At 70.8% G+C, this 25395-nt stretch carries 20 protein-coding genes and 2 pseudogenes; 12 read left to right on the top strand and 10 right to left on the bottom strand.

Features of this window, described 5'->3' with window-relative positions; all coding sequences use genetic code 11:
* Nucleotides 1-5: 5 nt before the first annotated feature.
* From ACFT7S_RS00885 to ACFT7S_RS00875, 3 genes and pseudogenes are all read right to left on the bottom strand, one after another.
* Nucleotides 6-1556: a peptidoglycan-binding protein gene (locus tag ACFT7S_RS00885; protein WP_382725159.1), complete on the bottom strand. Its 1551-nt coding sequence runs from the start codon at nt 1554-1556 to the stop codon at nt 6-8.
* A 218-nt stretch (nt 1557-1774) separates the two neighbouring features.
* Nucleotides 1775-1963 (bottom strand): annotated as a pseudogene (locus ACFT7S_RS00880) (nitroreductase); the annotation flags it as partial.
* A gap of 256 nt (nt 1964-2219) precedes the next feature.
* A complete protein-coding gene (locus tag ACFT7S_RS00875) occupies nt 2220-3485 on the bottom strand; it encodes a DUF418 domain-containing protein (RefSeq protein WP_382725157.1) in 1266 nt (421 codons plus the stop codon).
* A 212-nt stretch (nt 3486-3697) separates the two neighbouring features.
* Here ACFT7S_RS00875 and ACFT7S_RS00870 point away from each other — a divergent pair, with 212 nt between their 5' ends.
* Nucleotides 3698-3913, top strand: a complete 216-nt coding sequence (locus tag ACFT7S_RS00870) for a hypothetical protein (RefSeq protein WP_382725155.1) — start codon at nt 3698-3700, stop codon at nt 3911-3913.
* Nucleotides 3914-4002: 89 nt separating this feature from the next.
* Nucleotides 4003-5707: pseudogene (locus ACFT7S_RS00865) on the top strand (ABC transporter ATP-binding protein); the annotation flags it as partial.
* Nucleotides 5708-5896: 189 nt separating this feature from the next.
* On the opposite strand, the gene ACFT7S_RS00860 reads toward ACFT7S_RS00865, so the two are convergent.
* On the bottom strand, nt 5897-7009 hold the full coding sequence (locus ACFT7S_RS00860) for a sensor histidine kinase (RefSeq protein ID WP_382725154.1): 1113 nt from the start codon (nt 7007-7009) through the stop codon (nt 5897-5899).
* Nucleotides 7006-7665 carry a response regulator gene (locus ACFT7S_RS00855; RefSeq protein WP_382725877.1) on the bottom strand — a complete coding sequence of 220 codons (660 nt, stop codon included), beginning with the start codon at nt 7663-7665 and terminating at the stop codon, nt 7006-7008. The genes ACFT7S_RS00860 and ACFT7S_RS00855 overlap by 4 nt, the downstream gene beginning before the upstream one ends.
* A 211-nt stretch (nt 7666-7876) precedes the next feature.
* Between ACFT7S_RS00855 and ACFT7S_RS00850 the strand changes: the two genes are divergently transcribed.
* The 4 genes from ACFT7S_RS00850 to ACFT7S_RS00835 all read left to right on the top strand — a co-directional run bounded on the left by ACFT7S_RS00850 (nt 7877) and on the right by ACFT7S_RS00835 (nt 10702).
* Entirely contained in the window at nt 7877-8020 is a 144-nt protein-coding gene (locus ACFT7S_RS00850; protein WP_382725152.1) for a hypothetical protein, read from the top strand.
* A 245-nt stretch (nt 8021-8265) separates the two neighbouring features.
* Nucleotides 8266-8499, top strand: coding sequence for an acyl carrier protein (locus ACFT7S_RS00845; protein WP_382725150.1), 234 nt, complete (start codon nt 8266-8268; stop codon nt 8497-8499).
* Entirely contained in the window at nt 8496-9764 is a 1269-nt protein-coding gene (locus ACFT7S_RS00840) for a beta-ketoacyl-[acyl-carrier-protein] synthase family protein (RefSeq protein WP_382725149.1), read from the top strand. Before ACFT7S_RS00845 ends, ACFT7S_RS00840 begins: the two co-directional genes overlap by 4 nt.
* A 17-nt stretch (nt 9765-9781) precedes the next feature.
* A complete protein-coding gene (locus ACFT7S_RS00835) occupies nt 9782-10702 on the top strand; it encodes an alpha/beta fold hydrolase (RefSeq protein WP_382725147.1) in 921 nt (306 codons plus the stop codon).
* A gap of 14 nt (nt 10703-10716) precedes the next feature.
* Here the strand turns inward: ACFT7S_RS00835 and ACFT7S_RS00830 are convergent, their stop codons facing one another.
* The gene (locus ACFT7S_RS00830; RefSeq protein ID WP_382725146.1) at nt 10717-13122 is read right to left on the bottom strand and encodes an endonuclease/exonuclease/phosphatase family protein; all 2406 of its coding nucleotides are present in this window, start codon (nt 13120-13122) and stop codon (nt 10717-10719) included.
* A gap of 169 nt (nt 13123-13291) precedes the next feature.
* On the opposite strand from ACFT7S_RS00830, the gene ACFT7S_RS00825 reads away from it, so the two are divergent.
* The 3 genes from ACFT7S_RS00825 (at nt 13292) to ACFT7S_RS00815 (ending at nt 17032) form a co-directional block, all read left to right on the top strand.
* On the top strand, nt 13292-14800 hold the full coding sequence (locus tag ACFT7S_RS00825; RefSeq protein ID WP_382725144.1) for an MFS transporter: 1509 nt from the start codon (nt 13292-13294) through the stop codon (nt 14798-14800).
* Nucleotides 14797-15840, top strand: a complete 1044-nt coding sequence (locus ACFT7S_RS00820) for a glutathione S-transferase family protein (protein WP_382725142.1) — start codon at nt 14797-14799, stop codon at nt 15838-15840. Before ACFT7S_RS00825 ends, ACFT7S_RS00820 begins: the two co-directional genes overlap by 4 nt.
* Before the next feature lie 70 nt (nt 15841-15910).
* Nucleotides 15911-17032: a winged helix DNA-binding domain-containing protein gene (locus ACFT7S_RS00815; protein WP_382725874.1), complete on the top strand. Its 1122-nt coding sequence runs from the start codon at nt 15911-15913 to the stop codon at nt 17030-17032.
* Between the two features lie 178 nt (nt 17033-17210).
* On the opposite strand, the gene ACFT7S_RS00810 is transcribed toward ACFT7S_RS00815, so the two are convergent.
* Nucleotides 17211-18053 (bottom strand): response regulator transcription factor, encoded by an 843-nt coding sequence (locus tag ACFT7S_RS00810; protein ID WP_382725141.1) that lies wholly within the window; start codon nt 18051-18053, stop codon nt 17211-17213.
* 111 nt (nt 18054-18164) lie between these two features.
* On the opposite strand from ACFT7S_RS00810, the gene ACFT7S_RS00805 reads away from it, so the two are divergent.
* Nucleotides 18165-19841 carry an AMP-binding protein gene (locus ACFT7S_RS00805; protein WP_382725139.1) on the top strand — a complete coding sequence of 559 codons (1677 nt, stop codon included), beginning with the start codon at nt 18165-18167 and terminating at the stop codon, nt 19839-19841.
* A complete protein-coding gene (locus ACFT7S_RS00800; protein ID WP_382725137.1) occupies nt 19838-21445 on the top strand; it encodes an AMP-binding protein in 1608 nt (535 codons plus the stop codon). The genes ACFT7S_RS00805 and ACFT7S_RS00800 overlap by 4 nt, the downstream gene beginning before the upstream one ends.
* A gap of 36 nt (nt 21446-21481) precedes the next feature.
* On the opposite strand, the gene ACFT7S_RS00795 is transcribed toward ACFT7S_RS00800, so the two are convergent.
* From ACFT7S_RS00795 to ACFT7S_RS00785, 3 genes are all read right to left on the bottom strand, one after another.
* Nucleotides 21482-21712 carry a hypothetical protein gene (locus ACFT7S_RS00795; RefSeq protein ID WP_382725135.1) on the bottom strand — a complete coding sequence of 77 codons (231 nt, stop codon included), beginning with the start codon at nt 21710-21712 and terminating at the stop codon, nt 21482-21484.
* Nucleotides 21713-21810: 98 nt separating this feature from the next.
* Nucleotides 21811-22347: a GNAT family N-acetyltransferase gene (locus ACFT7S_RS00790; RefSeq protein WP_382725133.1), complete on the bottom strand. Its 537-nt coding sequence runs from the start codon at nt 22345-22347 to the stop codon at nt 21811-21813.
* Nucleotides 22348-22426: 79 nt separating this feature from the next.
* The gene (locus ACFT7S_RS00785) at nt 22427-23131 is read right to left on the bottom strand and encodes a hypothetical protein (protein WP_382725131.1); all 705 of its coding nucleotides are present in this window, start codon (nt 23129-23131) and stop codon (nt 22427-22429) included.
* Between the two features lie 221 nt (nt 23132-23352).
* On the opposite strand from ACFT7S_RS00785, the gene gcl reads away from it, so the two are divergent.
* The gene (gene gcl, locus ACFT7S_RS00780; protein WP_382725129.1) at nt 23353-25137 is read left to right on the top strand and encodes a glyoxylate carboligase; all 1785 of its coding nucleotides are present in this window, start codon (nt 23353-23355) and stop codon (nt 25135-25137) included.
* Nucleotides 25138-25395 lie beyond the last annotated feature (258 nt).

Below are 25395 nucleotides of genomic sequence, written 5' to 3'. Positions count from 1 at the left end.
CCGGTTCAGCGTCCTGCCTGCAGCGCCGCCCAGGTGACCGTGCCCACGCTGCCGTCGACGGTGAGTCCCCGGGTGCTCTGGTAACTGCGCACGGCCGTGTCCGTCGCCGGGCCGAAGCCGCCGTCGGCGGACACCGTGGAGCCGAGCGCCGCCGTCAGTGAGCGCTGGAGCCGCTTCACCGCGTCCCCGGAACTGCCCTGGGAGAGCGGCGGAGTGGTCCCGGCCGACAGCAGCGCGGTCCACGTCTTCGGGCCGACGATGCCGTCGGCGGTCAGCCCCCGGGCCTGCTGGAACGCCTGTGCGGCGCTCTTCGTGGCGGGGCCGAACTCCCCGTCAGCGGCGCCTGGTTCGTACCCCTGGGTGGTGAGCAGTCGCTGAATTGCCGTGACCTGCGGTCCCGTTGAGCCGTACTGCTGCGTGGTGTACGAGGTGAAGGTCAGCCCGTCACTGCCGCCCCCGCCGCCGGTGTCACCGCCGACGAGCTGCATGTAGTAGTCCCAGTTCCAGTGCACACCCGGATCGGTGTGGTCGTTTCCTGGCGCCTCGCTGTGCCCGATGATGTGCGCCCGGTCCTTCGGAATCCCGTACCGGTCGCAGAGGTGCTTGGTCAGCGCGGCGGACGAGCGGTACATCGGGTCGGTGAACCACGAAGGGTTGTCGACCCATCCCTCGTGCTCGATCCCGAGCGACGAGGCATTGGCGCTCCGCGCGTGCCACGCCGTGTCGCTGTCGCGCACCATCTGGGTGGTCTGGCCGTCGGAGGACCGGACGACGTAGTGCGCGCTGACCTCGGACGCAGGGTTCTGGAACCAGCTGATGGTGCCCGCGTACGAGCCCTGCGTGACATGGACGACCACCTTGTCGACCGTGGCGGAACGGCCCTTGGTGTAGTTCGCCGAGTTGGCCGGCACCCACAGGGCCGGGGGGTAGTCGGGGCTCATCGCGGTGGCACCGGCCGCGGCCAGGGCGCCCTTCTCGGGGGAGACGGGCCGGGAGGTGACGGTGACCCGCTCGCCGCCGGGGAGCGTCGTGCGCAGCCCCTCGGCCAGGAAGGTGTAGACCGTGTCCGCGTACAGGGCGGCGGTGGCGTCCCGCGCGCCGCTGTAGCGGGCGACGGCCGGGTACCAGGCGTCGATGTCACCGCGCTCCGCGCGGTCGAGCCCCAGCGCGTCGGCGTGGCTGCGCAGCAGGGCGGCGCCGCCCAGGATGTTGGCCGCGGTGTCCCGGCGCAGCTTCGCGGCGGACTCGCCCGTCAGCGCCGCGGCCTGTTCCAGCGAGCGGTTGACGGGGTTGCTGACGAGGTGCATCACGCCGTAGCCGCCCGCCTGGCTGGGGCGACCCGCATGGCCGTCGAAGTGGGTCTCGCCGTAGCCGACGGCGGCGAGCAGATCGCGCGGCACGCCGTACTCCTCGGCGGCCTGCGCGAAGGCCCGGTTCATGGGGTCCGCGGCCGGTGCGGCGGTGGCCGGGGAGCCCGTCGCGAGGAGGGCGGTCACCGTGAGAGCCGCCAGGACGGCTGCCCGGCTCCTCGGAGGGACGGCGGTGCGTCTGGGCATGTCTGCTCCTGCTCGGTGGGGGAGCGCAACGGCCCTCGCACCCGAGGGGGTACGAGGGCCGTTCAGGAAGCCCAGGCTATCGACGTGGTCGGGGCCTGACAATGGCACGTTGATGGCGGCGTGTCGCGAAGTCCCGTAACCCGTAAGCTAATTGATAGCCAGTCAGTTGCCCCCTTCTCCGGGAGGACGGAGAGGCCGGCCCGGCGGGGGCGTCCCGGCTACCAGCGGTCCCGGTGGATGACGTCCGCCACCGGCCGGCGCCGCACGGGACCGAAGGTTCCCTGCGGCCACCCCACCGGAACGGCCGCGAACGTCCGCATGTCCTCGGGAATCCCGAGCACCTGCTTCCACTCCTGCTCCAGCATCAGATGCCAGATGGTGATGTTCGCCGCGAGACCCAGGGCCCGCTCCGTGGCTCTTCCCTGGGATCCGTCCGGGCCAGCACCTCAGCCACATCACTCTCGCTGCTCGACCCAAACGGCTGGGCATCCCAGTCGCTCGGCGGCAATCCGCGACTGGCTCGCCGCCGAGAACGGATTTCCGGCCGTTCACACGCTGCCGGTCGAGCAGCCGGTGGAGGCCGCGGGTCGCCCAGTGACAACTGGATCTGCGAGCCGTCCATGCCGGGGTGGGACGTGGAGGTCGAGCCACCCCGGCCGGGCCTCATCGGATGTGCTTCGCCGGCTTGGTGGCGGCGTTGAGCAGATACTCCAGGGGCCCGCGGCGGAAGAAGCGGGACCAGATCGTGGCGAACACGATCGCCCCGAGGACAAACATGAGCAGCGGCACCCAGGACTGCTGGGTGCTGGTCCCGCTGGGCATGGACAGCGCGGACTGTACGACGAAGTGGCCCACGTAGGCCGTCAGGGACATGGTCCCCACGGCGATGACCGGTTTGGCCAGGCGGCGCAGTCGCAGCAGGCGGTCCATCGCCACCGTCGCGCCCAAGATCACGAGGATCGCGACTCCCACGCTGCCGATGATGTCGAACGTGGTGGCGCTGTGCGGCCCGGCTGTCAAGAGCATCGATGCCTGGGGCTCGAACGACCCGCCGTCGAGGGACATCGATCCGGAGCTACCGGACATCGACCCGGAGCTACCGGACGACGGCCCGCCTTCCGCCAAGCTGTCCAACGCGTCCTTGCCGGCCAGCAGCAAGGACATGCCGTACGCGGCCACGGTGAGGGCGGCGCCGAGCGCGGCCAGGCGCCACTGGACGGCGGCCTGGGACAGGTCGAGGCGGGCCAGCGCCATACCGGCGATCACGAACGATATCCACGTGATCGTCGGGTAGAAGCCGGTGAACAGGAGATCGAGCACTCCCACGTCGCTGAGCCGGTGGAGCGGGTCGTAGGCGTTGATGTTCTGCTGGACCGGCTGGGTCAGCAGCGAGCTCAGGGCGAACGACAGCTGTGGTGTGACGAGGGCGAGGGCGGCCGCGATGATCGCGAGTGTCTTGGCGGGCAGTCGCACCAGGGGCAGGGCCAGCAGGAAGTAGACCCCGTAGAAGCCGAGGATGATCACTCCCCCGTATTCCATCGCCATCGCGGTGCCCAGCGCGAGCAGGACCACGGCGCGGATCGCGATCCTGGCCTTCGCCTGCCGGCCGGCCAGGCCGGTCTTCGGCTCCCGGCGGCCGGCGAGCAGCATCAGTGAGAACCCGGCGAGGGTGGCGAACAGGACCGACGAGTGACCGTCCGCCATGTACCGGACGCAGCTGGCGACGCCGTCCGTGGCCGACAGCGGGGGACCGATGTGCACGACGTACATGCCGAACACCGCCAGCGCGCGGGCCAGGTCCACCCCGACGAGGCGTCCCATCGAAGGAGCGGGCGAGGCCGGCACGGCGGATTCGGGGGAGGTTCGGGGCTGCGGAGGCGAGTTCTCCTGCGGAGCTGACGTCTCCTGCAGCGGCTGCGACTTTGTCATACGGAGAATCTCGCGTGGACGTCAGGAGGCGGACCATCCGGCAGGCTTCGGTAACGGCCCCGCCGATCGGCGGGTACCGCCCCGCCGACCGGCGGAGTCACGTCCCGACCGGTCCGGCGCTACCGGACGGCGGTCTTTTCCAGCCACTCGGCGGGGGTGGACCCGCCCGTTGCCGGATGGGCGCGGGGCGGCAGGGCTTCCAGGCTGGAGGCATGACACACCGTGCGCGATACAAGGAGCCCGACACTTCCCTCGGGTCATCAGCCGGGGTACCGGGCCGGGACGTCATGCCTGGCGGGGGCGCGTTTCTGGAGTTCCTCGGCGCGACGCTGGCGGCGGGCGCCTTCGTCCTGTTCGTCGTGCGTCCTGAGGTCTCCGAAGCGTTGGTGCACAGCCTCGCCACGAGCACAGCCGGACTTGTCCCCTGAGCCGACGCATGCTCACCCCTGGTGCGCCGGACCGCTGATGCGGTGCCCGGCAGAGTGCAGAAGAGCAGAGTGCAGAAGAAAGGAATGTTGTGAACACCGCATCCGCCCCGACGACGGATGAAACTTCCCTGTCCGCCCGAGAGACGGTCAAGGCACTGTACGCGTATGTCCGCCCGCACCGGGGGGCCGTCGCTCTCGGCCTGCTGTGTGCCCTGGTCGGGGCCGCCGGGGGACTGCTGCAGCCGCTGGCCACGAAGACACTGGTGGACCGGCTCGCGACAGGTGAGACCGTCGCCGGGATCCTGATCGCGCTCACCGCGGTGGTGGTGCTGGGCACGGCGGTCGAGGCGTTCGGCGCGTATGTGCTGGAGCGGACGGCGGAGTCGGTGGTCCTGGCCGCGCGGCGCACCCTTGTGGGGCGGTTGCTGCGGCTGCGGATCGCGGAGTGGGAGCGGATCCCGCCGGGTGACCTTATGTCCCGGGTCACCTCGGACACCACGCTGTTGCGGGCGGTCAGCACCCAGGCGGTCGTCTCCGCGGCCACCGGCGCGGTGGCCTTCGTGGCGGCGATCGTGATGATGGCGTTCCTGGACGTCGTGCTGCTGGGTGTGACGCTCGGCGTGGTCGTGCTGGTCGGCGGGGCCGCCGCGCTGGTGATGCCGAGAATCGCCCGCGCCACCGAGCGCTCGCAGGAGGCGGTCGGGGAGATCTCCATCGCGCTGGAGCGGGTCTTCGGGGCGTTTCGCACGGTGAAGGCGTCCGGTGCCGAGGAGCGGGAGACCGCCCGGGTGGATGCGGCGGCACGGCGGGCGTGGCGGCACGGCGTGAAGAGCGCGAAGTGGGAGTCCGTGGCAGGCTCGGCGGACGAACTCGCCGTACAGCTGGCCTTCCTCGCGGTGCTCGCGGTCGGCGGGGCGCGGGTGGCGTCCGGGGAGATTCCCGTATCCACCCTCATTGCCTTCCTGCTGTACCTCTTCTACCTGATCGAACCGGTGTCCAAGCTGGTCGACGCCGTGTCCCACTATCAGGAGGGGGCGGCCGCGATCTCCAGGATCGCGCTCGTGGAACGCCTGTCGACGGAGCCGCCCGCCCGGCAGACGGGCACCGTGCCCAGGCAGCGTGCAGCGGTGTCGGGTCCGGCGTCGGTCCGCTTCGAGGACGTGTCCTTCCGCTACCGTCCGGGCCTGCCGTACATCCATCAGCAGGTGAGTTTCGAGGTACCGGGCACCGGGATGACGGCCTTCGTGGGCCCCTCCGGCGCGGGGCAAGTCGACGGTCTTCGCGCTCATCGAGCGGTTCTACGAGGCCACCGGCGGCCGGGTCCTGGTCGACGGCAAGGACGTACAGGACTGGTCCCTGTCCGAGCTACGGTCCTCCATCGGCTACGTGGAGCAGGATGCTCCGGTGCTGGCCGGCACGCTGCGCGAGAACCTGGTCTTCGCGGCGCCCCGCGCGACGGACGACGACATCCGCGACGTCCTGGCACGGACGAAGCTCGACACCCTCGTCGAGCGCCTGCCCCACGGCCTGGACACCCCGGTCGGACACCGCGGCTCGCAGCTGTCGGGCGGCGAGCGGCAGCGCATCGCCATCGCCCGCGCCCTGCTGCGGCGGCCCCGGCTGCTGCTGTTGGACGAGGCGACCTCGCAGCTCGACGCCGTCAACGAACTGGCGCTGCGGGACGTCCTCGCGGGGGTGGCCCGCGAGACCACGGTGCTGGTGGTGGCCCACCGCCTGTCGACGGTGACACGCGCCGACCGGATCGTCGTCATGGACGCCGGACGGATTCGGGCCGCGATACGCAGGGCCATCCCGGCATACACCGGACATGGTCAGGACCGGGAGCTGGATGTGCGCGCAGGCCGGGCGTAGCGCAGTGCAGGGCACGCGTCTGCAAAAGGTCCCCCGAAGCGGAGTGCAAGGAGCCCGAGCGAGTCTCGTGAGCCGGCGCAAGCCGACGGGACAGCAGGAGGCCCTGGTCGGTCAGTCCGCGCTGAGCGGGATTCGCAGCCGCACCCGGTAGCCGCCCTCCGCGGTCGGGCCCGCTTCCAGGGTGCCGTGCAGGATGTCGGCCCGTTCCCGCAGACCGACCAGGCCCTGCTGCGAACCGGGCAGGGACAGGGAAGGACGCGTGGGCGGGGTGTTGGCGACGGTCACTCCGACGTCGCCACCGTCCTGCCACAGCTCGACGCGGGCCGTGGCGCCGGGGGCGTGCTTGCGGACGTTGGTCAACGCCTCTTGGACGGTGCGGTAGAGGGCCCGTTGCGCGGGTGTGCCCACGGCGGGCGGAAGCTCACCCGACAACTTTGCGTGAGTGCCGCTTGACTCCACGAGTTTGTGCACGTCGGCCAGGGTGGGCTGAGGCGTCAGCTCGGTGGCGTGGCCGCCGGAGGCGCGCAGCAGCGTGACCATGGTGCGCAGTTCGTCGAGTGTGGTGACGCTCAGGGAACGGATCGTGCGGGCGGCCTCCTTGGCGTCCGCGTCCTTGGTAGCGACCTGCAACGCCCCGGCCCGTACGGCGATCAGGCTGACCTGGTGGGATACCACGTCGTGCATCTCGCGGGCCAGCTGGGCGCGTTCCCGGGCGAGCACGGCCTGCGCGTGCAGGGCCCGCTCGTGTTCCCTGGCCTCCTCGATCTCGTCGAGCCGCCGCGCCAAGTCCCGTTGCGCCTGCAGAAGCTGGCCGAAGAGGACCGGGGCCGCGGCGGTCGCCAAGCCGTACACGAAGAAGACCAGTGTCATGGTCCGGTCGACCTCGGCCAGGGTGGGCCACGGAGTGCTGCTCGCGATGGCGGACAGGGCGACGCACACCGCGAGGAGACGGCGGTTGCGGGAGCGTTCGGCCAGAGTGAACAGCGCCACGAGCACAGCGACGGCGACATCCTGCATCAGCGCGATGGGCAGGGTGAGCAGGAACACGCCGAGCGGGAACCTGCGCCGGAAAGCCAACGCGGCGCAGCCGACCGCAGCCAGCGCGACACCGAGGCGCGTGTGGTCCCACATGTTCAGCCATACGTCCACGGCCGCCACCATCACCAAAAGGATGTCGACGACCGGCGCGGGAACACGCCGCCACAGTGCGGGGGCGTGGCTCACCGTCTGGCCTCCGGCTGCGGGCGCGGGTCGAGCAATCCAGCTCGCTGCGCCAGCAGCGCGGCCTGCACCCGGCTCGTCACACGAAGCTTCGTGAGGATCGCGCTGACGTGGTCCTTGACCGTGCCGGCACCCAGGTGGATGCGCGCCCCGATGTCGGCGTTCGACAGGCCCTCCGCCACCAGGACGAGGACGTCGCGCTCGCGGGCGGTGAGCAGCCGGACGCGGGCCGCCTCCTCGTCGACGGCCGCCTCGGTGCCGGGGTGGCTGTGCAGCAGGGTCCGGGACGCCTTGGGGGACAGCACCACACCGCCCGCGGCCAGGGTGCGCACCAGGTGAGCGAGCTGCTCCGGCTCGGTGTCCTTGAGCAGGAAACCGGCCGCGCCGCAGTGCAGCGCGGTCAGGATGTACTCGTCGGCGTCGAACGTCGTGAGCATCGCCACCACCGGAGCGTCCGGCATCGTTCGCAGCTCGCGCAGCACCGTGAGTCCGTCGACGTCCGGCATCCGGATGTCCAGCAGCACCACGTCCGGCCGCTCCCGGCGGACGGTCTCCACGGCGTCGCCCCCGCTCGCGGTCGCGACGACATCAATGTCCTCGGACGCGCCCAGAATGAGTTCGAAGCCCGAGCGGACCAGTGCCTCGTCGTCCACCACCACTACCCGCACCACCCGGTTCACGCGCGCTCCGCCTCACCTTCGTCCATGCCGTCCAACCCACGCCGACTCAACCCTAAAGCCACGCAGAGCCCCGGCGGCCCGACGAGCTGCAGCTCCAGCCACACGGCGGGGTAGCACCCTCCAGTCGGCGGGGATATCACAGCCTTCTGCCGGATACTCCATGATCGGCCCGGTCTCCAGCCTGAGCGTCATGACACATCACGCAGATTCCCCGCTGCTCCCGGCCGACGCAGCGTCCCCTGCGGGCAAGCGCGGGGCTGACGGTGTCATCGGCTTCCTGATGGAGCTGGCGCAAGGCCGCTCCTCCGCCACCCATTTCGTCGGGCTGACCTGAACGTTTGCGTCATCGTCGTACGTCCCTCCTCGTAGGTCCCCCTCCGGGCCCAGTGCCATCCCGCCCGGACGGAACCAGGGATTCGCACACATGGTCGCTCCCCCCCACCGCGCGGGGGAACGCGAGGCGGGCAGCGGCCCGTGAAGGCGTATAAAGGGTCCCTCCGGAGCAGCCGGCGTCCCCGATGGCATTGTCCCCACCCCCACGCGGCCGGCGTCACCGCGTTCGAAGCGGAGGAGCGCCCCATGAGCGCCTCGGAAGAGATCACCACCCTGCTGGTGACGAAGTTCGGAACCGACCCCCTCGCCATCCGCCCCGAAGTGCCGCTCCGTCAACTGCGCCTGGATTCACTGGCGCTGGAGGAGCTGCGGCTCCTGATCGAGGACCGCATGGACATCGACCTGGAAGACGTCGCGCTCACCTCGCGCGACACCGTGGGCCGGCTCGTCGCGGCCGTGCAGGGCAAGGCCACCGCGTGACGGGCCGCAGGACCGCCCCGTCGTGGGGCAGGGCGCCCCTGGAGCCGTTCGCCGCCGCGGTCACCGGCATCGGACTGGTCACCGCCGCGGGCGTCGGCGCGGACGCCGCCTGGCACGGGGTCTGCGACCCCGCAGGCGTGCCGTCCGTCCACCACCTGCCCGAACTCGACGGTCTGCCCTGCGACTTCATGTACACCGTCCCCGGCCTCGATACGCGGGCCGTGCTGGGCGTCGCCGTGCAGCGGCTGATGGACCGCTTCGCGCAGCTCGCGGTGATCGCCGCCCGCGAGGCCGTCGCCGATGCCGGACTCGACCCCTCGGTCTGGGACAGCGGCCGGGTCGCCGTCGTCATCGGGTCCGCGCACGGCGGGCTGCCCTTCTACGAGGAACAGCACATCGCCCTCACCGAACGCGGAGCTCGCCGGGTCTCCCCGAAGCTCGCCCCGCTCACCGTCGTCAACAGCGCGGCGAGCAGTGTCGCCACGGACCTCGGTGTGCACGGACCGAGCCAGGCCGTCTCCACGGCCTGCTCGTCCGGCACCGTCGCCATCGGCACCGCCCACCAGATGCTCCGCACCGGGGCCTGCGACATCGTCGTCGCCGGCGGCGCCGAATCGGTCCGCTCCCGGCTGCTGATCGCCAGCGCCTGCCAGATGAAGGCCGTGTCCACCCGCCGCGACGACCCGGAAGCGGCCTGCCGCCCCTTCGACACCCACCGCGACGGCTTCGTCGTCGGCGAGGGCGCCGGACTCCTCGTCATGGAGCACCCCGGGCACGCCCGGGCCCGCGGCGCCGTCGTCCGCGCGCACATCGCCGGTTACGGGGCCTCCAGCGACGCACACTCCGCCGTCGCCCCCGACCCCGACGGCCTCGGCATCGAACGGGCGCTGCGCACCGCGCTGGCGGACGCCGGACTGGGCGCGGCGGACATCGGCCACGTCAACGCCCACGGCACCTCGACCGTCGCCAACGACCTCATCGAGGCGACCATGCTCCACCGGGTACTCGGCGAACGCCCCCTCGTCACCTCCACCAAGGCCAGGACCGGGCACACACTCGGTGCGGCGGGCGGCATCGAGACCGCGCTGACCGTCCTCGCCCTCCAGCACCAACGGGTGCCGCCCACCGCCAACCTCGACTCACCCGACCCAGGGATTCCCGTCGACGTGGTGAGCAAGGAGGCCAGGCAGGGTGCCTTCGACTGCGCGGTCAAGACCTCGCTCGGCTTCGGCGGCCACAACGCGGCACTCGTGCTCACCAAGTGACCGGAGGAACACCCACCATGTCCGAGGAGATCATCCGGTCCCTGTCGGTGAACGGGCTCCGCTACGGCTACCGCGTCCTGCCGCGCACCACCCCGGACGGCGGACCGGGCACCGAACCCGTCATCGTGCTGGGCGGGGCGCTCCAGGGCATGTTCGGCTGGCCGCAGATGGACGACCATCTGGGCCCCTTCGCCGACGTCGTCACCGCCGACCTGCCCGGCATGGCCACGGCGGACCCCCTGCCGCCCGGCCCGGCGGCGGACACCCTGATCGACGCGGTGACCGGGATCATCGACAGCCTGGACGCGCCGAGGGTGAACCTCTTCGGCTTCTCGTACGGCGCCGGGATCGCCTTCGGGTGCGCGCAGCGCAACCCGGGCCGCATCGCCAGGCTGGTACTCGGCGGCGTCCCCGCGCATATCGGGGAGACCCAGAGCGCTTACTGGCGGCGGGCATCGGAGCGGCTGGCCGAGGGGGACACCGAAGGGTTCGCGCGGCTCGCGGCCGACGGTCTGATGTGCCTCGATCCGGAGCGCCCGGTGCACCGCAGGGAGCTCGCCAGGCGCTATGTCCGGCGCTCCTTCCTGCACGCGCTCACCCACTCGCCGTACGCCCCGGAGACCCTGCGCCGGGCGCTGGGGGACCGGCCGGACTTCTCCGGCGGGCTGTCCGGGGTGCCCGCGCTGGTCTTCGCGGGGGAGCACGACACGGTGACCTCGCCCGAACGACAGCGGGCGTTCGCCACGACGATCGAGGGCAGCCGTTTCCTCACGATCGACCGGTCCGACCACTGGGTGGTCCTGGAACGGCCCGACGACGTCGCCGGGCTCGTCACCCGCTTCTTCACCGACCAGCCGCTGGAACAGGACCGCCCGGCGGTCCTCCCGCACCAGGACCGGGCCGCGCGCGACATGGCGGTGTCGCGCGCGGCCGGGTGACAACTGCCCTGGGATCAGCGCTTGTTGACCTGCATCCGGACAATCTGCGGGTCGTGGTCGCTCGCCTGGTCGGCGAACTCGGCGTTGATGTGCACCACGTCGTAGTCGAAGCAGGTCACGGCAGGGCTGGTCAGAATGTGGTCCAGCGTCTGCGAGTTGCCGTCGAACACGTAGCTGTACTGCTCGCTCGCGGGCAGCGTCGTGATGAGCGGCTTGAGCACCCCACCGTCCGTCAGCGTGTCCATCGTCGCTGAGAACGCGAAGTCGTTGAGGTCCCCGAGGGTCACCACACGCGCCGACTTGTCCGCGGCCAGCAGCGACTTGACGAAGGTGTTGACCTCCGCGGCCTGCTGCACACGCTTGGTCTCGGAACTGCGCACCGGCTCCTGGTTGCGGCCGTGCAGAGGCTGGTCGCCGCCCTTGGACGTGAAGTGGTTGGCGATGACGAAGACCGGCTTGCCGTGGAAGCGGAATTCACCGACCAGCGGCTTGCGGCTGTCCTCCCACGCACTGCTCGCCGGGGTGATCCGCCCGGGCGACACCGAGAGTTTGGGGCCCTTCTTCGTGTCCACCACCGTCACGGGGGTGGTCGCGTCACCGCCCGCACGGTCCACGAAGCTGACCCGCTCGGGGTTGAAGAGGAAGACGTTACGGATGTTGCCACCCGGTTCGCCGCCGTCCTGGCCGTCCTCGGGGGCGATGTAACGCCACGCGTACTGCGGGCCGCCCGCCGCGACGATCGCGTCGGTAAACCGCTTCAGCGTCGCGTCGGAGCCGACCGTGCCGTCCTTGACGGCACCGTTGTCGTCCTGGATCTCCTCCAGCGACACCACGTCGGGCGAGGAGAGGCTGACGGCGACACCCGCGGCGAGCGTGTCGAACTTCGCCTGGTCGTCGAGCGCGTCCAGGTTCTCCACGTTGTACGTGGCCACGGCCAGCTCGTTGCCGCGCTGCGGTCGGGTGACCTCGCGCCGCAGGTTGTTGTCGGTGAGCGTGCCGAGCTCGGTGGCCTGGAGGTTGTAGCCGCCGAAGGACGCGTAGTCCATGACACCGGTGGTGGCGCCGGACAGCACATCGCCCACGTCCGCGACCGGAATGGGCTGTGCGGCGTCGAGCGACAGCACCTTGATACGACCGGTGTTCTGGTCGGTGTACGAGGAGTAGAGCGTTCCGCCGCGCGCGGTCGGCTGCTCCTCGGGCTTGACCGTCACCCAGATCTCGTCGTACGAGGTGGTCGCCCCGGTGATACGGGTGTCGGCGATGCGGACCCGGGTGCCTTCGAGCGACTCGTACAGGTCGAGGGCGTACGTCGTCGGGTCGAGGGGCAGCGCTTCGATCGAGCCGCCGTTCGCCGTGGGCGCGTAGGCGCCCGGCACGGAGGCCGCGTCGAGGACGACCGGCGCGGGCAGCGCGTTGCCCGAGGACAGCACGGTGGTCTTCGGGGCGGTGAGCTGGGTGAGCGACTGGGTGGTGGCCGCCGGGTAGTACTCGGCCACCTTTCCGCTGACCAGCACGGAGTCGCCCACGGCGACAGTGGGTGCGGAGCCGCCGGTGTAGACGAACAGTCCTTCGCCGGTACGGGCGTCGGCGTCCGGAGCGGTGTCCTGAATCCAGAAGCCGCGCGAGCCGGAGGTCCGTACGGCGGTGACGACGCCGGGGACGCCGGTCACCGTCTGCCCGGCGAGCGGCGACAGCCGGGTCGCGCCCTGGATGTCGTGCACCCGTACGGTGCCGGGCTCGGTCGGGTTGCCGGGGTCGCCGGGGCCGGGGTCCGTTCCGCCGGACGTCTCGCCCGCCGCGTTGACCGGGGTGGGCGTGCCGGCCGCGAGGTCCGCGGCGTTGTCGTCGGTGTCGGCGAGGGCCGTGCCGCGCGCCACGGAGGCGGTGGCGGAGGCGCCGGTCACCGGGCTGCCCTCGCGTACGACGGCGGTGCCGTAGCCGACGAGGTCCACGATCCTGGTGTCGACGGCGCAGTCGGCAGCCGTCTTGCAGGTCAGGGGAGTGGTGCCGGAGACGAGCGCGACGGCGCCTCCGGAGGCGGACATCGCGACCGTGCCCGTGGCGTCCGCAGTCGGCAGCGCCACGGTGCCGCCGGTGCCGGCGGCCTGAGCGACGAGGTAGCGGCCGCCGGGCGCGATGGACCCGGTGAGCGGGGAGACCTGCCACAGCGAACCGGCGGACGGAGTGGCCGGAAGGTACTGGACGCTGAAGCCCGAAAGGCCGTACGGCGCGGACCCGGCGTTGGCCAGTTCGATGAAGTCGCGGGTGAGCGTCGCACCCGAGTTGCCCCCGCCGCCGTAGACCTCGGAGATCACGGCTGTCGGGGACGGGGCCGCGAAGGCGGCAGGCAGAGCGGTCACCGAGAGGGTGACGGCGACGGCGCCCGCGAGCAGAGCGGAACCGTGTCTGGATATGTGCACGTGTGGAGCCCCCAACTGTGTAGTGAGAGCAAAAGCTATGCGCGTAGAACGGGCGTGACAAGGCATCAGAGGTTAATTCCGCGCATCGTAGAAGTGTTCGACCCCCTGGGGTGCGGGATTCGGGTCGCACAAGCCGCCGGACAGCGGCGGGGGCTCTAGGGTGCGAGACATGGCAGAGAGCGCGGCGCACCGGGGAATGGGCTCCGGCCCCGGTGCCGATACGGCTGGTTCCGGCGTCCCCGACCCCCGCCGCTGGCAGGCGCTGGGCGTCTGTCTGGTGGCCGGTTTCATGACCCTGCTGGACGTGTCCATCGTCAATGTGGCGCTGCCGTCCATCAAGGAGGGCCTCGACACCCCCGAGTCCGATCTCCAGTGGGTGCTGTCCGGCTACGCGCTCGCGTTCGGCCTCTTTCTCATCCCCGCGGGACGCCTCGGCGACGCCCGGGGGCGGCGGGTGGTGTTCATGGCGGGGCTGGCCCTGTTCACGCTGGCGTCCGCCGCCTGCGGCGCGGCCCAGTCCAGCCTCTGGCTGGTGATCGCCCGACTGGTCCAGGGCGCCGCGGGCGGGCTGATCTCGCCGCAGATCTCCGCGCTGATCCAGCAGATGTTCTCCGGGCGCGAGCGGGGCCGGGCCTTCGGCATGTTCGGCACCGTGGTCGCCATCTCGACGGCCGTCGGCCCGCTCCTCGGCGGCCTGCTGATCGAGGTGGCAGGGGCGGCGGAGGGCTGGCGCTGGGTGTTCTACGTCAATCTGCCGCTCGGTATCGTCTGCCTCCTGCTGGCCCGGCGGCTGCTCCCGGACACCCCGACGGCGACCCGGGTCCGGCCGCGTGACCTCGATCCGGTCGGCGTACTGCTGCTCGGCGGGGGCGTACTGGCCCTGCTGCTGCCCTTCGTCCAGGCCCAGCAGTGGCCCGGCAACGGCAAATGGCTGCTCCTCGTCCTGGCCGCGGTGCTGCTCGCCGCGTTCGTCGGCTGGGAGTCCAGGTGCGGCGAGGGCTCCACACGACCGGTCCTGGATCTCTCGCTCTTCCAGCTGCGGTCCTACTGGCTGGGCTGTCTGCTGAGCCTGCTGTACTTCGCGGGATTCACCTCGATCTTCTTCATCACCACGCTCTACCTGCAGGTGGGCCAGCACTACACCGCCCTCCAGGCGGGGCTCGCCATCACCCCGTTCGCGCTGGGCTCGGGTGTCGCCGCGACCATCGGCGGCCGACTGGTAGGCCAGTACGGACGGCCCCTCGTCGTCGTCGGTCTCGCCACGGTGGCGGTGGGCCTCGCGGCCACCGCCCTCGCCGTGCACCTGGTGCCCGGGACGGCCGCGGGATGGGCGATGGCCGGACCGCTGCTGCTGGCCGGCCTCGGCAGCGGCCTGGTCATCTCACCCAATCAGACCCTCACCCTCTCCGAAGTGCCGGTGGCCACGGGGGGCAGCGCCGGGGGCACGCTCCAGACCGGCCAGCGCGTCGGGTCCGCGATCGGCATCGCCGCGGTGGGCTCGGTGTTCTTCGCCCAGGTGGGCCCCGACGGCTGGGCCACCGCGTACGACCACGGGCTCATCGTCTCGGTCGCCTTCGTCCTGGCGGGCCTGATCGTCGCCCTCGCCGATGTGGGGACCGCCCGGCGGGGCAGGAATCGTGCGCGGGAGTCCGTCGATGCAGGGAGAAGCGAGGCATGACCAACGAACCGAGCGAGTCCGCGGGCAGGGAACCCGACGGGAACGCCTCGTACGGCCGCAAGCCCTTCAAACGGTCCCGCAGCCACTTCGCGGACCGCATCACGGCCGACGGGAGGGACGGCTGGCCGGTGGAGGCGGGCCGCTACCGGCTGGTCGTCAGCCGCGCCTGCCCCTGGGCGAGCCGTGCCCTGGTGTCACGGCGCCTGCTGGGCCTGGAGAACGCCGTGTCGCTCGCCGTCGCCGACCCCGTCCAGGACGACCGCAGCTGGCGCTTCACCCTGGACGAGGACGGCAAGGACCCGGTCCTCGGCATCCGCTACCTGAGCGAGGCATACGACGCACGGGAGCGCGACTACCCCGGCGGGGTCAGCGTGCCCGCGATCGTGGACGTACCGAGTGGCCGGCTCGTCACCAACGACTACAAGCGGATCACGCTGGACTTCGCCACCGAGTGGTCCGCACTGCACAGGGAAGGCGCCCCCGACCTCTATCCCGAACCACTCCGCGAGGAGATCGACGCGGTCATGGAGGGCATCTACCGCGACGTCAACAACGGGGTCTACCGGGCCGGGTTCGCCAGCGGTCAGGACGAGTACGAGTCCGCGTACGCCGATGTGTTCCGCCGCCTCGACGTGGTGTCGGAGCGCCTCGCGGACCGGCGCTATCTGGTCGGTGACACGATCACGGAGGCGGACATCCGGCTGTTCACCACGCTGGTGCGCTTCGACGCCGTCTACCACGGCCACTTCAAGTGCAACCGCTCGAAGCTCTCCGAGGACCCCGTCCTGTGGGCCTACGCCCGCGACCTCTACCAGACACCCGGATTCGGCGACACGGTCGACTTCGACCACATCAAGCAGCACTACTACCGGGTGCACACCGGCATCAACCCCACGGGCATCGTGCCCCTCGGCCCCGATCCGTCCGGCTGGACGGCCCCGCACCACCGGGAGGAGCTGGGCGGCCGCCCGTTCGGCGGCGGCACCGCACCGGGGCCGGTCCCGCCGGGCGAGGAGGTTCCGGCACGGGGGCGTCCCTGATCCGGGAAGCCCTGTGACGTATGCGGGTTACGGACAGAAGGTGTCCGCAATGCCGCGTAGCGTGCCGTACATGGCCGCGAAGACGAACGCTCCCGTACTCTCCAGCCGCGCACTCAACCGCGCCACCCTGGAACGCCAGTTGCTCCTGCGCCGCAGCACCGTGCGGGCGAAGGAGGCGGTCGGGCATCTTCTCGGGCTCCAGGCGCAGAACACCAAGCCCCCGTACTACCAGCTCCACGCCCGCCTCGACGGCTTCCGTCCCGATCAGCTCTCCACGCTGATGGAGTCCCGGGAGGTGGTCCGGATCGTCACCCTCCGCTCCACCATCCACACCCACACCGCGGACGACGCACTCACCCTGCGCCCCCTCGTCCAGGCCTCGCGCGAGCGGGAACTGAAGCTGTTCCGGGCCGGGCTCGTCGGCGTGGACCTCGACCGGCTCGCGGAGATCAGCAAGGAGCTCGTCGAGGAGCGCCCGCGCACGATGAAGGAGCTGCGCGAGACCCTGCTCGGCCACTGGCCGGACGCCGATCCGCAGGCCCTGTCGGTCGCTGCCCGCTGCCGCCTGCCCCTCGTCCAGGTCACCCCGCGCGGGCTGTGGGGGCGGAGTGGGCAGGTCGCGCTGACGACCGCCGAGCACTGGCTCGGCCGCCCGTCCGAGCCGGTCCCCGCACCCGACGAGACCGTCCTGCGCTACCTGGCGGCCTTCGGCCCCGCCTCGGTGAAGGACATGCAGGTGTGGGCCGGACTGACCCGGCTGCGCGAGGCGTTCGAGCGGCTGCGGCCCCAGCTCCTCACCTTCCGTGACGAGAACGGCGTCGAGCTCTTCGACCTCCCCCACGCCCCGCGCCCGGACCCGGACACCCCGGCCCCGCCGCGCTTCCTGCCGGAGTTCGACAACGTGCTGCTCGGCCACGCCGACCGCTCCCGCGTCATCCCGCCCGCGTACAAGGGGCGCAACGGCAAGGGGAACCAGGCGTACGGGAGCCTCCTCGTCGACGGTTTCCTCGCCGCGATCTGGCGGCTGGACACGCTTGGGGACACCGCCACGGTCACGGTGCAGCCACTCGGCCGGCTCGGCGGCGCCGAGCGCGAGGAGATCACCGAGGAGGCCGTCGGGATGCTGGCGGTGATGACGGACGCGACCGCGTACGACGTCCGGTTCGCCTCGTTCGTCGACTTCGGTGACTAGGGCCTGTCCGGCGGATCATGGCCGGGGCCACGACGCCTGGCACTTCCCCGAGCTCTCAACTTCGTTCGAGCAGGGGAGACCCCACCTTAAGACGCTTCGGCGCCTTGCGATGCACCGCACCAGACACCGCGTCCTATCCGACCCTGATCCGCCGGACAGGCCCTAGGACTCGTCAGGTCTACGGCAGCAGACCCGCCCGGCGCGCCGCCACCACGGCCTCAAGGCGTGTGTGCGCGCCCAGTTTGCGCATCGCCGAGCGCAGATAGCCCTTCACCGTCTCGGGCCGCAGCCCGAGCCGTTCCGCCGCCACCGCGTTCGTCGCGCCGGTCGCCACACAGGTGATGACATCCACCTCACGGGGCGCCAGCTGCACACGGCGGGCCGAAGGTGTGCGCGCACCGGTCGCCGAGGCCAGCCGCCCGCAGACCGCGAGCAGTTCCTCGCGCAGCGCCGGGTCGAGGATCTTCGGCGCCAGCGCCCGCAGCTCCTGGTGCGCCTCGCGTACGTGTTCCCAGGAACCCGGAGGCGTGTCCGGATCGGTCACCTGTTCCCGGGTGGTCGCGAGGAGCTGCTGCACCTCGTCCCGTACGACCAGGGCCTGTTCCACATCGCGGGCCGCGGAAACCGCCGCAGCGAACGTACGGTCCCCGAGGGTGAGCGGCTCGCGCAGCGCCCCGTACAGCACACCGCGTACCTTCCGGCGTACGACGACGGGCACCGCGACGACCGAGCGCAGGCCCTCCGCCGCGACGGCCATGTCGTACTCGTGACTGATGTGACGCGACGAGGGGTAGTCGGTCACCGCGCAGGGCCGCGACAGCGCGATGGCCTTGCCGCCGAGCCCGCTGCCCGCCGAGATGACGAGACCGCGCAGCGCGGCCGTCCGCGCCCCGTTCAGCTCGGCGATCCTGGCGTGGCGCACGTCGTGGAGCAGACCGCCGAAGACGACGGGAAGCCCGCTGGTACGGCGCAGCCGCAGAAGCGCTGCCTGCATCTCGACCGCCTCGCCCGGTTCCGGCACGCCGAAGCCCTCCACCCCCGTCCGACTCCACCCCCGTTCGGGGGTGGTGAGATCTGGGTCACTGTTTACATGATGTTAAGTGACCGGTCCGGTCCGCAATGAGGAGGGCACATGTCGGCAACCAGCGCGACGGAGACGTTCCGGGCTGCCCGGGACTTTCTGCTTGAGCACCGTGAGGACTACGCGCGGGCGTACGAGGGCTTCAGCTGGCCCCGGTCCGAGCACTTCAACTGGGCGCTGGACTGGTTCGACGTCATCGCCGAGAACAACGACCGCACCGCCCTGCACATCGTGGAGGAGGACGGCCGCCGCACCGAGGTCTCCTTCGCGCAGATGTCCGCCCGGTCCAACCGGGCCGCGAACTGGCTGAAGGCCCAGGGGGTGCGCGAGGGCGACCGCATCCTCGTCATGCTCGGCAACCAGGCCGAGCTGTGGGAGACGGCCCTCGCCGCGATGAAGCTGCGTGCCGTCCTCATCCCCGCCACCCCGCTCCTGGGCCCCGCCGATCTGCGTGACCGCGTCGAGCGCGGCCGGGTCCGCCATGTCCTCGTCCGGGCCGCGGACGCACCGAAGTTCGACGAGGTGCCCGGCGACTACACCCGGATCGCGGTGGACGGCGAGGCCGACGGCTGGCTCTCCTACAGCGACGCGGACGAGTACCCCGCGAGCTTCGAGCCGGACCGCAGGACCGAAGCTGACGAACCGCTGATGCTCTACTTCACTTCGGGCACCACGGCCCGGCCCAAGCTCGTCGAGCACACCCATGTCTCGTACCCCGTGGGCCACTTGTCGACGATGTACTGGATCGGGCTCAAGCCCGGCGACGTCCACCTCAACATCTCCTCGCCCGGCTGGGCCAAGCACGCCTGGTCGAACCTGTTCGCGCCGTGGACGGCGGAGGCCACCGTCTTCATCTTCAACTACACCCGCTTCGACGCGGGCCGGCTGATGGCGGAGATGGACCGTTCGGGAGTGACCAGCTTCTGCGCTCCGCCCACCGTGTGGCGGATGCTCATCCAGGCCGACCTCTCGCAGCTCAAGACACCGCCGCGCGAGGTGGTCGCGGCCGGTGAACCGCTCAACCCGGAGGTCATCGAGACCGTCCGGCGGGAATGGGGCGTCACCATCCGCGACGGCTTCGGGCAGACGGAGACGGCGGTCCAGGTCGCCAACACCCCCGGCCAGCTGCTGAAGGCCGGCTCGATGGGCCGCCCCAGCCCCGGCTTCGAGGTCGTACTCCTCGACCCGGTCTCCGGCGAACCCGGTGCGGCCGAGGGCGAGATCTCCCTCGATCTGTCGGCCGCCCCGGTCGGCCTGATGACCGGCTACCACGGAGACCCGGAGCGCACGGCCGAGGCCATGGCGGGCGGTTACTACCGGACCGGCGACATCGGCGCCCGCGACGAGGACGGCTACATCACCTACGTCGGCCGCGCCGACGACGTCTTCAAGGCGTCCGACTACAAGATCTCCCCGTTCGAGCTGGAGAGCGCCCTGCTGGAGCACGAGGCGGTCGCCGAGGCCGCCGTCGTGCCCGCCCCCGACCCGGTCCGGCTCGCCGTGCCGAAGGCGTACATCGTTCTCGCGGAGGGCTGGGAACCCGGACCCGACACCGCGAAGGTGCTGTTCGCGCACTCCCGGGCGGTTCTCGCCCCGTACAAGCGCATCCGGCGACTGGAGTTCGCCGAGCTGCCGAAGACCGTCTCGGGCAAGATCCGTCGGATCGAGCTCCGTGAGCGCACCGCTCAGGGGACGGGCACCGAGTTCGACGAGGGGGACCTGCGGTGAACGAACTGTCGTACGCACATGGCACCGGAACCACGCCGCTCCTCGGCGACACCATCGGCGCCAGCCTCGACCGGGCGGTCGGTGCCTTCACGGAACGCGAGGCACTGGTCGATGTGGCCTCCGGCCGGCGCTGGACGTACGCGGCGTTCGGCGCCGACGTGGACGAGCTGGCCCGCGGACTGATGGCGGCGGGCGTGGCCAAGGGCGACCGGGTCGGCATCTGGGCCGTCAACTGCCCGGAGTGGGTGCTCGTCCAGTACGCCACGGCCCGCATCGGTGCGATCATGGTCAACATCAACCCGGCCTACCGGGCGCACGAGCTGGAGTACGTGATCAACCAGGCGGGGATCTCGCTCCTGGTCGCCTCGCTCTCCCACCGCACGAGCGACTACCGGGCCCTCGTCGGCCAGGTCCGCGCCGACTGCCCCTCGCTGCGCGCGGTCCACTACATCGGCGACCCGTCGTGGGGCGAGCTGACAGCCGGTGCGGGAGCCGTCACTTCCCAGCAACTGGAGGCCCGGGAAGTCGAGTTGTCCTGCGACGACCCGATCAACATCCAGTACACCTCGGGCACCACGGGCTTCCCGAAGGGTGCCACGCTCTCCCACCACAACATCCTCAACAACGGTTATTTCGTCGGCGAGTTGATTGCCTACACGGAAGAGGACCGGGTCTGTCTGCCCGTGCCGTTCTACCACTGCTTCGGCATGGTGATGGGGAACCTCGCGATCACCTCGCACGGGGCCTGCATCGTGATTCCCGCGCCCGCCTTCGAGCCCGCGGCGGTGCTCGCCGCTGTCCAGCAGGAGCGCTGCACCTCGCTGTACGGCGTGCCGACCATGTTCATCGCGGAGTTGAATCTCCCCGACTTCGCCTCGTACGACCTCTCCTCGCTGCGCACCGGCATCATGGCCGGATCTCCCTGCCCGGTGGAGGTGATGAAGCAGGTCGTCGCCGAGATGCACATGGAAGAGGTGTCCATCTGTTACGGGATGACGGAGACCTCGCCCGTCTCCACCCAGACCCGCCGCGACGACGATCTGGAACGCCGCACGGGCACGGTCGGCCGGGTGATGCCGCACATCGAGGTGAAGGTGATCGACCTGGTGACGGGTGTGACCCTGAAGCGCGGCGAGTCGGGCGAACTGTGCACCCGTGGCTACAGCGTGATGCTCGGCTACTGGGAGCAGACCGACCGGACGGCCGAGGTGATCGACGCCGGCCGCTGGATGCACACCGGTGACCTCGCCGCGATGAGGGAGGACGGCTACGTCCGGATCGTCGGCCGGATAAAGGACATGATCATCCGGGGTGGGGAGAACGTGTATCCGCGGGAGATCGAGGAGTTCCTCTACGGTCATCCGAAGATCGCCGACGTACAGGTGGTGGGCGTGCCGGACGCCACGTACGGCGAGGAGATCCTGGCCTGCGTCATCCCCCGGGACCCGGCCGATCCGCCGACCCTCGAGGACGTCAGCGCCTACTGCCGGGAGCGGCTCGCGCACTACAAGATCCCGCGGCGGCTGGAGATCCTGGACGCCTTCCCGATGACCGTCAGCGGGAAGGTCCGGAAGATCGAGCTGCGGGAGACCTACGGCGTGTAGGGCTTCACAGGGGCCGCCTTGTCCGCGCGGGCGGGATCAGGCGGCCTCGATGATGTCGGAGCCGAGGCCTCGTGTCGCCGCCGCCCACTCGATCAGCAGCACCTCGTACGCCGCGGACTCCACGGACGACCAGTTCTCTCCGGCCCGCGCGTCCACCAGCGCGCGTATCGCCTCGTTCGCCTCGGCGGCGGGCGAGGTCGTCGGCTGCGCGGCGGGCGTGGTGTGCGGGGGACTGAACGGGCGTGAGAGCCGAGGAGTTAAGGCCATGTACTCACTCTATGTCCCACCACTGACAACGCACCGAACATATGGGCCCGTTGTGACGGACGTGACTGTTTATCGTCCATGCCCCGCCCGGCGGCGGTTCAGAGCTCCCGCCGCATGCACACCCGAGGCCACCGGTCCAGTCCGTGTTCCGTTTCCAGGGACCGGATGGCGCGCAAACCGTCGGTGAGCTCGTTCTCCGTGAGCGTCCGGAAGCCGAGACGGCTGTAGTAGGGAGCGTTCCATGGGACCTCGGTGAACGTGGTCAGCGTGAGGGCCCGCAGGTCCTGGGCCTCCGCCCAGTGCGCGAGGTGGTCGATGAGGGCGCGGCCGATGCCGCGGCGCGCAGCCGTGGGCGCGACCGACACCTGCTCAATGTGTGCCGCGTCGTCGACCGGGTCGGCGATCAGATAGCCGAGCGGTTGCTCGGCGGCGGAGGTGGCGGAGGCGGCGGAGGTCAGGGATTCCGCGGCCACCCAGGAGCGGCCGGCCCGTCGGTAGCTCTCCAGCAGGCCGAGCGGGGGCGGATCGTCGTCCGCGACGGCCGACATGCCGAGGGCGCGGAAGGGTTCGCCTGCGGCGCGTTCGATGTCCTGGAGGAGGGGCAGTTCGGAGCGCCGGGCGGGGCGGATACGCATGGCCTCAGTATGGCGAGAGGTCCCGGTGACGGGGAACCGTTCGCCCGGGGAGCGGCCGGATTCGGCTGCCGGTCCGGATTCAGGCCCCGGTGCTGATCAGTTCGTCCGCCGGGCTGTTCACCGGCTGCGGCGCGCCGGTGAGGTCCATGACGAACAGGGGGAGCGCGAGGCCGTCCGCGCGCTGCCTCGCGTCCGGCGCGTATCCGGCGAGCGAGAAGAAGACTCCGGCGACCGAGGTGTTCAGCGCGTTCAGCCAGAGGCACTCGACGTCGCGCAGGACGGTCGGGGTGGTGATGGAGTCCACCTGCGCGATCAGCCCGGCGGCGCGTATGTCTATCCGGGACGAGGGGCGCTCCCGGGCCTGTACCACCTCGCGGTAGCCCAGCCAGGACAGATAGAGCGCGGCTGCGGCGACCGCGTCCCGGGCGGTGCGGATCGTCATCGGCCGGAACGCGGGGCGCGGGTGCGCGACCGTGCGCGGCAGCGGAATGTGCGACGGGCCGGTCGAGGGAGGGGTGCGTGCCGCCGGCGGACGGACCGGTATACGGAGCACGGTCCCGCACGGGCAGCACAGCTCCGGGTGCGGCCACTGGTCACGGCGCCCGCAGCCGGCACACCGCACGGTCACCCAGTCGTCGTTCCACGTGCGGTGGGTGATCGGCTCCGCCGCAGCGCCGCGCAGCAGTTGCGGGGCGGTCGGGGCGCCGCACGGGCACGGATAGACCGGCGTGATGTACGCGTGATCGCGACGGCAGACCGGGCAGCGCACCGGCACGGACTCCACGACGGTCTCCCCCTCCGGTCCCCCTGCTGCTCTCCGTACTCCCATGGTCCACCAAGAGCGAGGTTTCCGGGGGTGACTTCGCGCAGTTGCCTCCCTTGACTGCGGTCCGGGCACACTTTAGATTGATTCCGTATAGCAGAACTAAACTTCCGTAATACGGAATTGGTGCTCTCAGGTGGCGCGAAGAGCCCGACTCCACCAAATCCGAGCAGGAGCACTCAATGAGTCGTATGACCGCTGCCCGAGCGGCAGTTGAGATCCTCAAGCGCGAGGGCGTTACGAACGCGTTCGGCGTGCCGGGTGCGGCGATCAACCCGTTCTACGCCGCCCTCAAGGCGTCCGGCGGGGTGCACCACACCCTCGCCCGGCACGTCGAGGGCGCGTCCCACATGGCCGAGGGCTACACCCGCGCCGCCGCGGGGAACATCGGCGTCTGCATCGGTACGTCGGGGCCCGCGGGCACCGACATGATCACCGGTCTGTACTCCGCCATCGCCGACTCGATCCCGATCCTCTGCATCACCGGCCAGGCCCCGACCGCGGTGCTCCACAAGGAGGACTTCCAGGCCGTCGACATCGCGTCGATCGCCAAGCCGGTCACCAAGGCGGCGACGACCGTCCTGGAGGCCGCGCAGGTCCCCGGCGTCTTCCAGCAGGCGTTCCAGCTGATGCGCTCCGGCCGTCCGGGTCCCGTCCTCATCGACCTGCCGATCGATGTGCAGCTCACCGAGATCGAGTTCGACCCCGAGCTGTACGAGCCGCTGCCGGTCAACAAGCCCGCCGCCTCCCGCAAGCAGATCGAGCGCGCGATCGAGATGCTCAACGCGTCCGAGCGTCCGCTGCTCGTCGCCGGCGGCGGCATCATCAACGCCGACGCCTCCGAGCTCCTGGTGGAGTTCGCGGAGCTGACCGGCGTCCCGGTCGTCCCGACCCTGATGGGCTGGGGCATCATCGCCGACGACCACGAGCTCAACGCGGGCATGGTCGGCCTCCAGACCTCGCACCGCTACGGCAACGCGAACTTCCTGGAGTCCGACTTCGTCCTCGGCATCGGCAACCGCTGGGCCAACCGGCACACCGGCAAGCTGGACGTCTACACGAAGGGCCGTACGTTCGTCCACGTCGACATCGAGCCCACCCAGCTGGGCAAGATCTTCGCCCCGGACCTCGGTATCGCGTCCGACGCGAAGGCGGCGCTGGAACTCTTCGTCGAGGTGGCGCGCGAGCTGAAGGCGGCCGGCAGGCTGAAGGACCGCTCGGTCTGGGCCGCGTCCACGCAGGAGCGCAAGGCCACGCTTCAGCGCCGTACGCACTTCGACAACGTGCCGCTGAAGCCGCAGCGCGTGTACGAGGAGATGAACCGGGCGTTCGGGCCCGAGACCCGGTACGTCACGACCATCGGCCTCTCGCAGATCGCGGGCGCGCAGATGCTGCACGTGTTCAGGCCCCGCCACTGGATCAACTGCGGCCAGGCCGGCCCGCTCGGCTGGACGCTCCCGGCCGCGCTGGGTGTCGCCACCGCGGACCCGGAGGGCCAGGTCGTCGCGCTGTCGGGCGACTACGACTTCCAGTTCATGATGGAGGAGCTGGCGGTCGGCGCGCAGCACAACATCCCGTACGTCCATGTCCTGGTGAACAACTCCTACCTGGGGCTCATCCGGCAGGCGCAGCGCAACTTCGACATCGACTTCCAGGTCAACCTGGAGTTCGAGAACATCAACTCGCCGGAGCTGGGCGTCTACGGCGTGGACCACGTCAAGGTCGTCGAGGGCCTGGGCTGCAAGGCGATCCGGGTCACGGAGCCGGACCAGCTGCTGCCGGCGTTCGAAGAGGCGAAGAAGCTGGCCGCGGAGTTCCGGGTGCCGGTGGTGGTCGAGGCGATCCTGGAGCGGGTCACGAACATCGCGATGAGCGGTACGGATATCGCGTCGGTCAACGAGTTCGAGGACGTCGCGACGGAGCCGGGCCACGCGCCGACGGCGATCCGCGCGCTGACGGTGTCCTGACCGGTTGAACGTGAGCGGCCCCCTCCCGGGAATCCCTGGGAGGGGGCCGCTGCGTTGCCCTCAACGATGTCCTCAATCGCCGGACGGGCTTGATGGTGCTGGCCGCCCCCCAGCCCGTCCGGCGCTTGAGGACACAGAAAAGGGGCGCGGAGTACGGGACCGTATCCGTACTCCGCGCCCCGGCAACGGGCGAACAGGGGCCGCGGCGGCGGCGATCGGCCCGGCACACGACGCCCGCTTCAGGTCAGCGGACTCGCA

It is taken from the genome of Streptomyces sp. NPDC057136, from assembly GCF_042670885.1.
Classification (GTDB): Bacteria; Actinomycetota; Actinomycetes; order Streptomycetales; family Streptomycetaceae; genus Streptomyces.
This window is presented reverse-complemented; position numbering and strand designations above follow the sequence as displayed.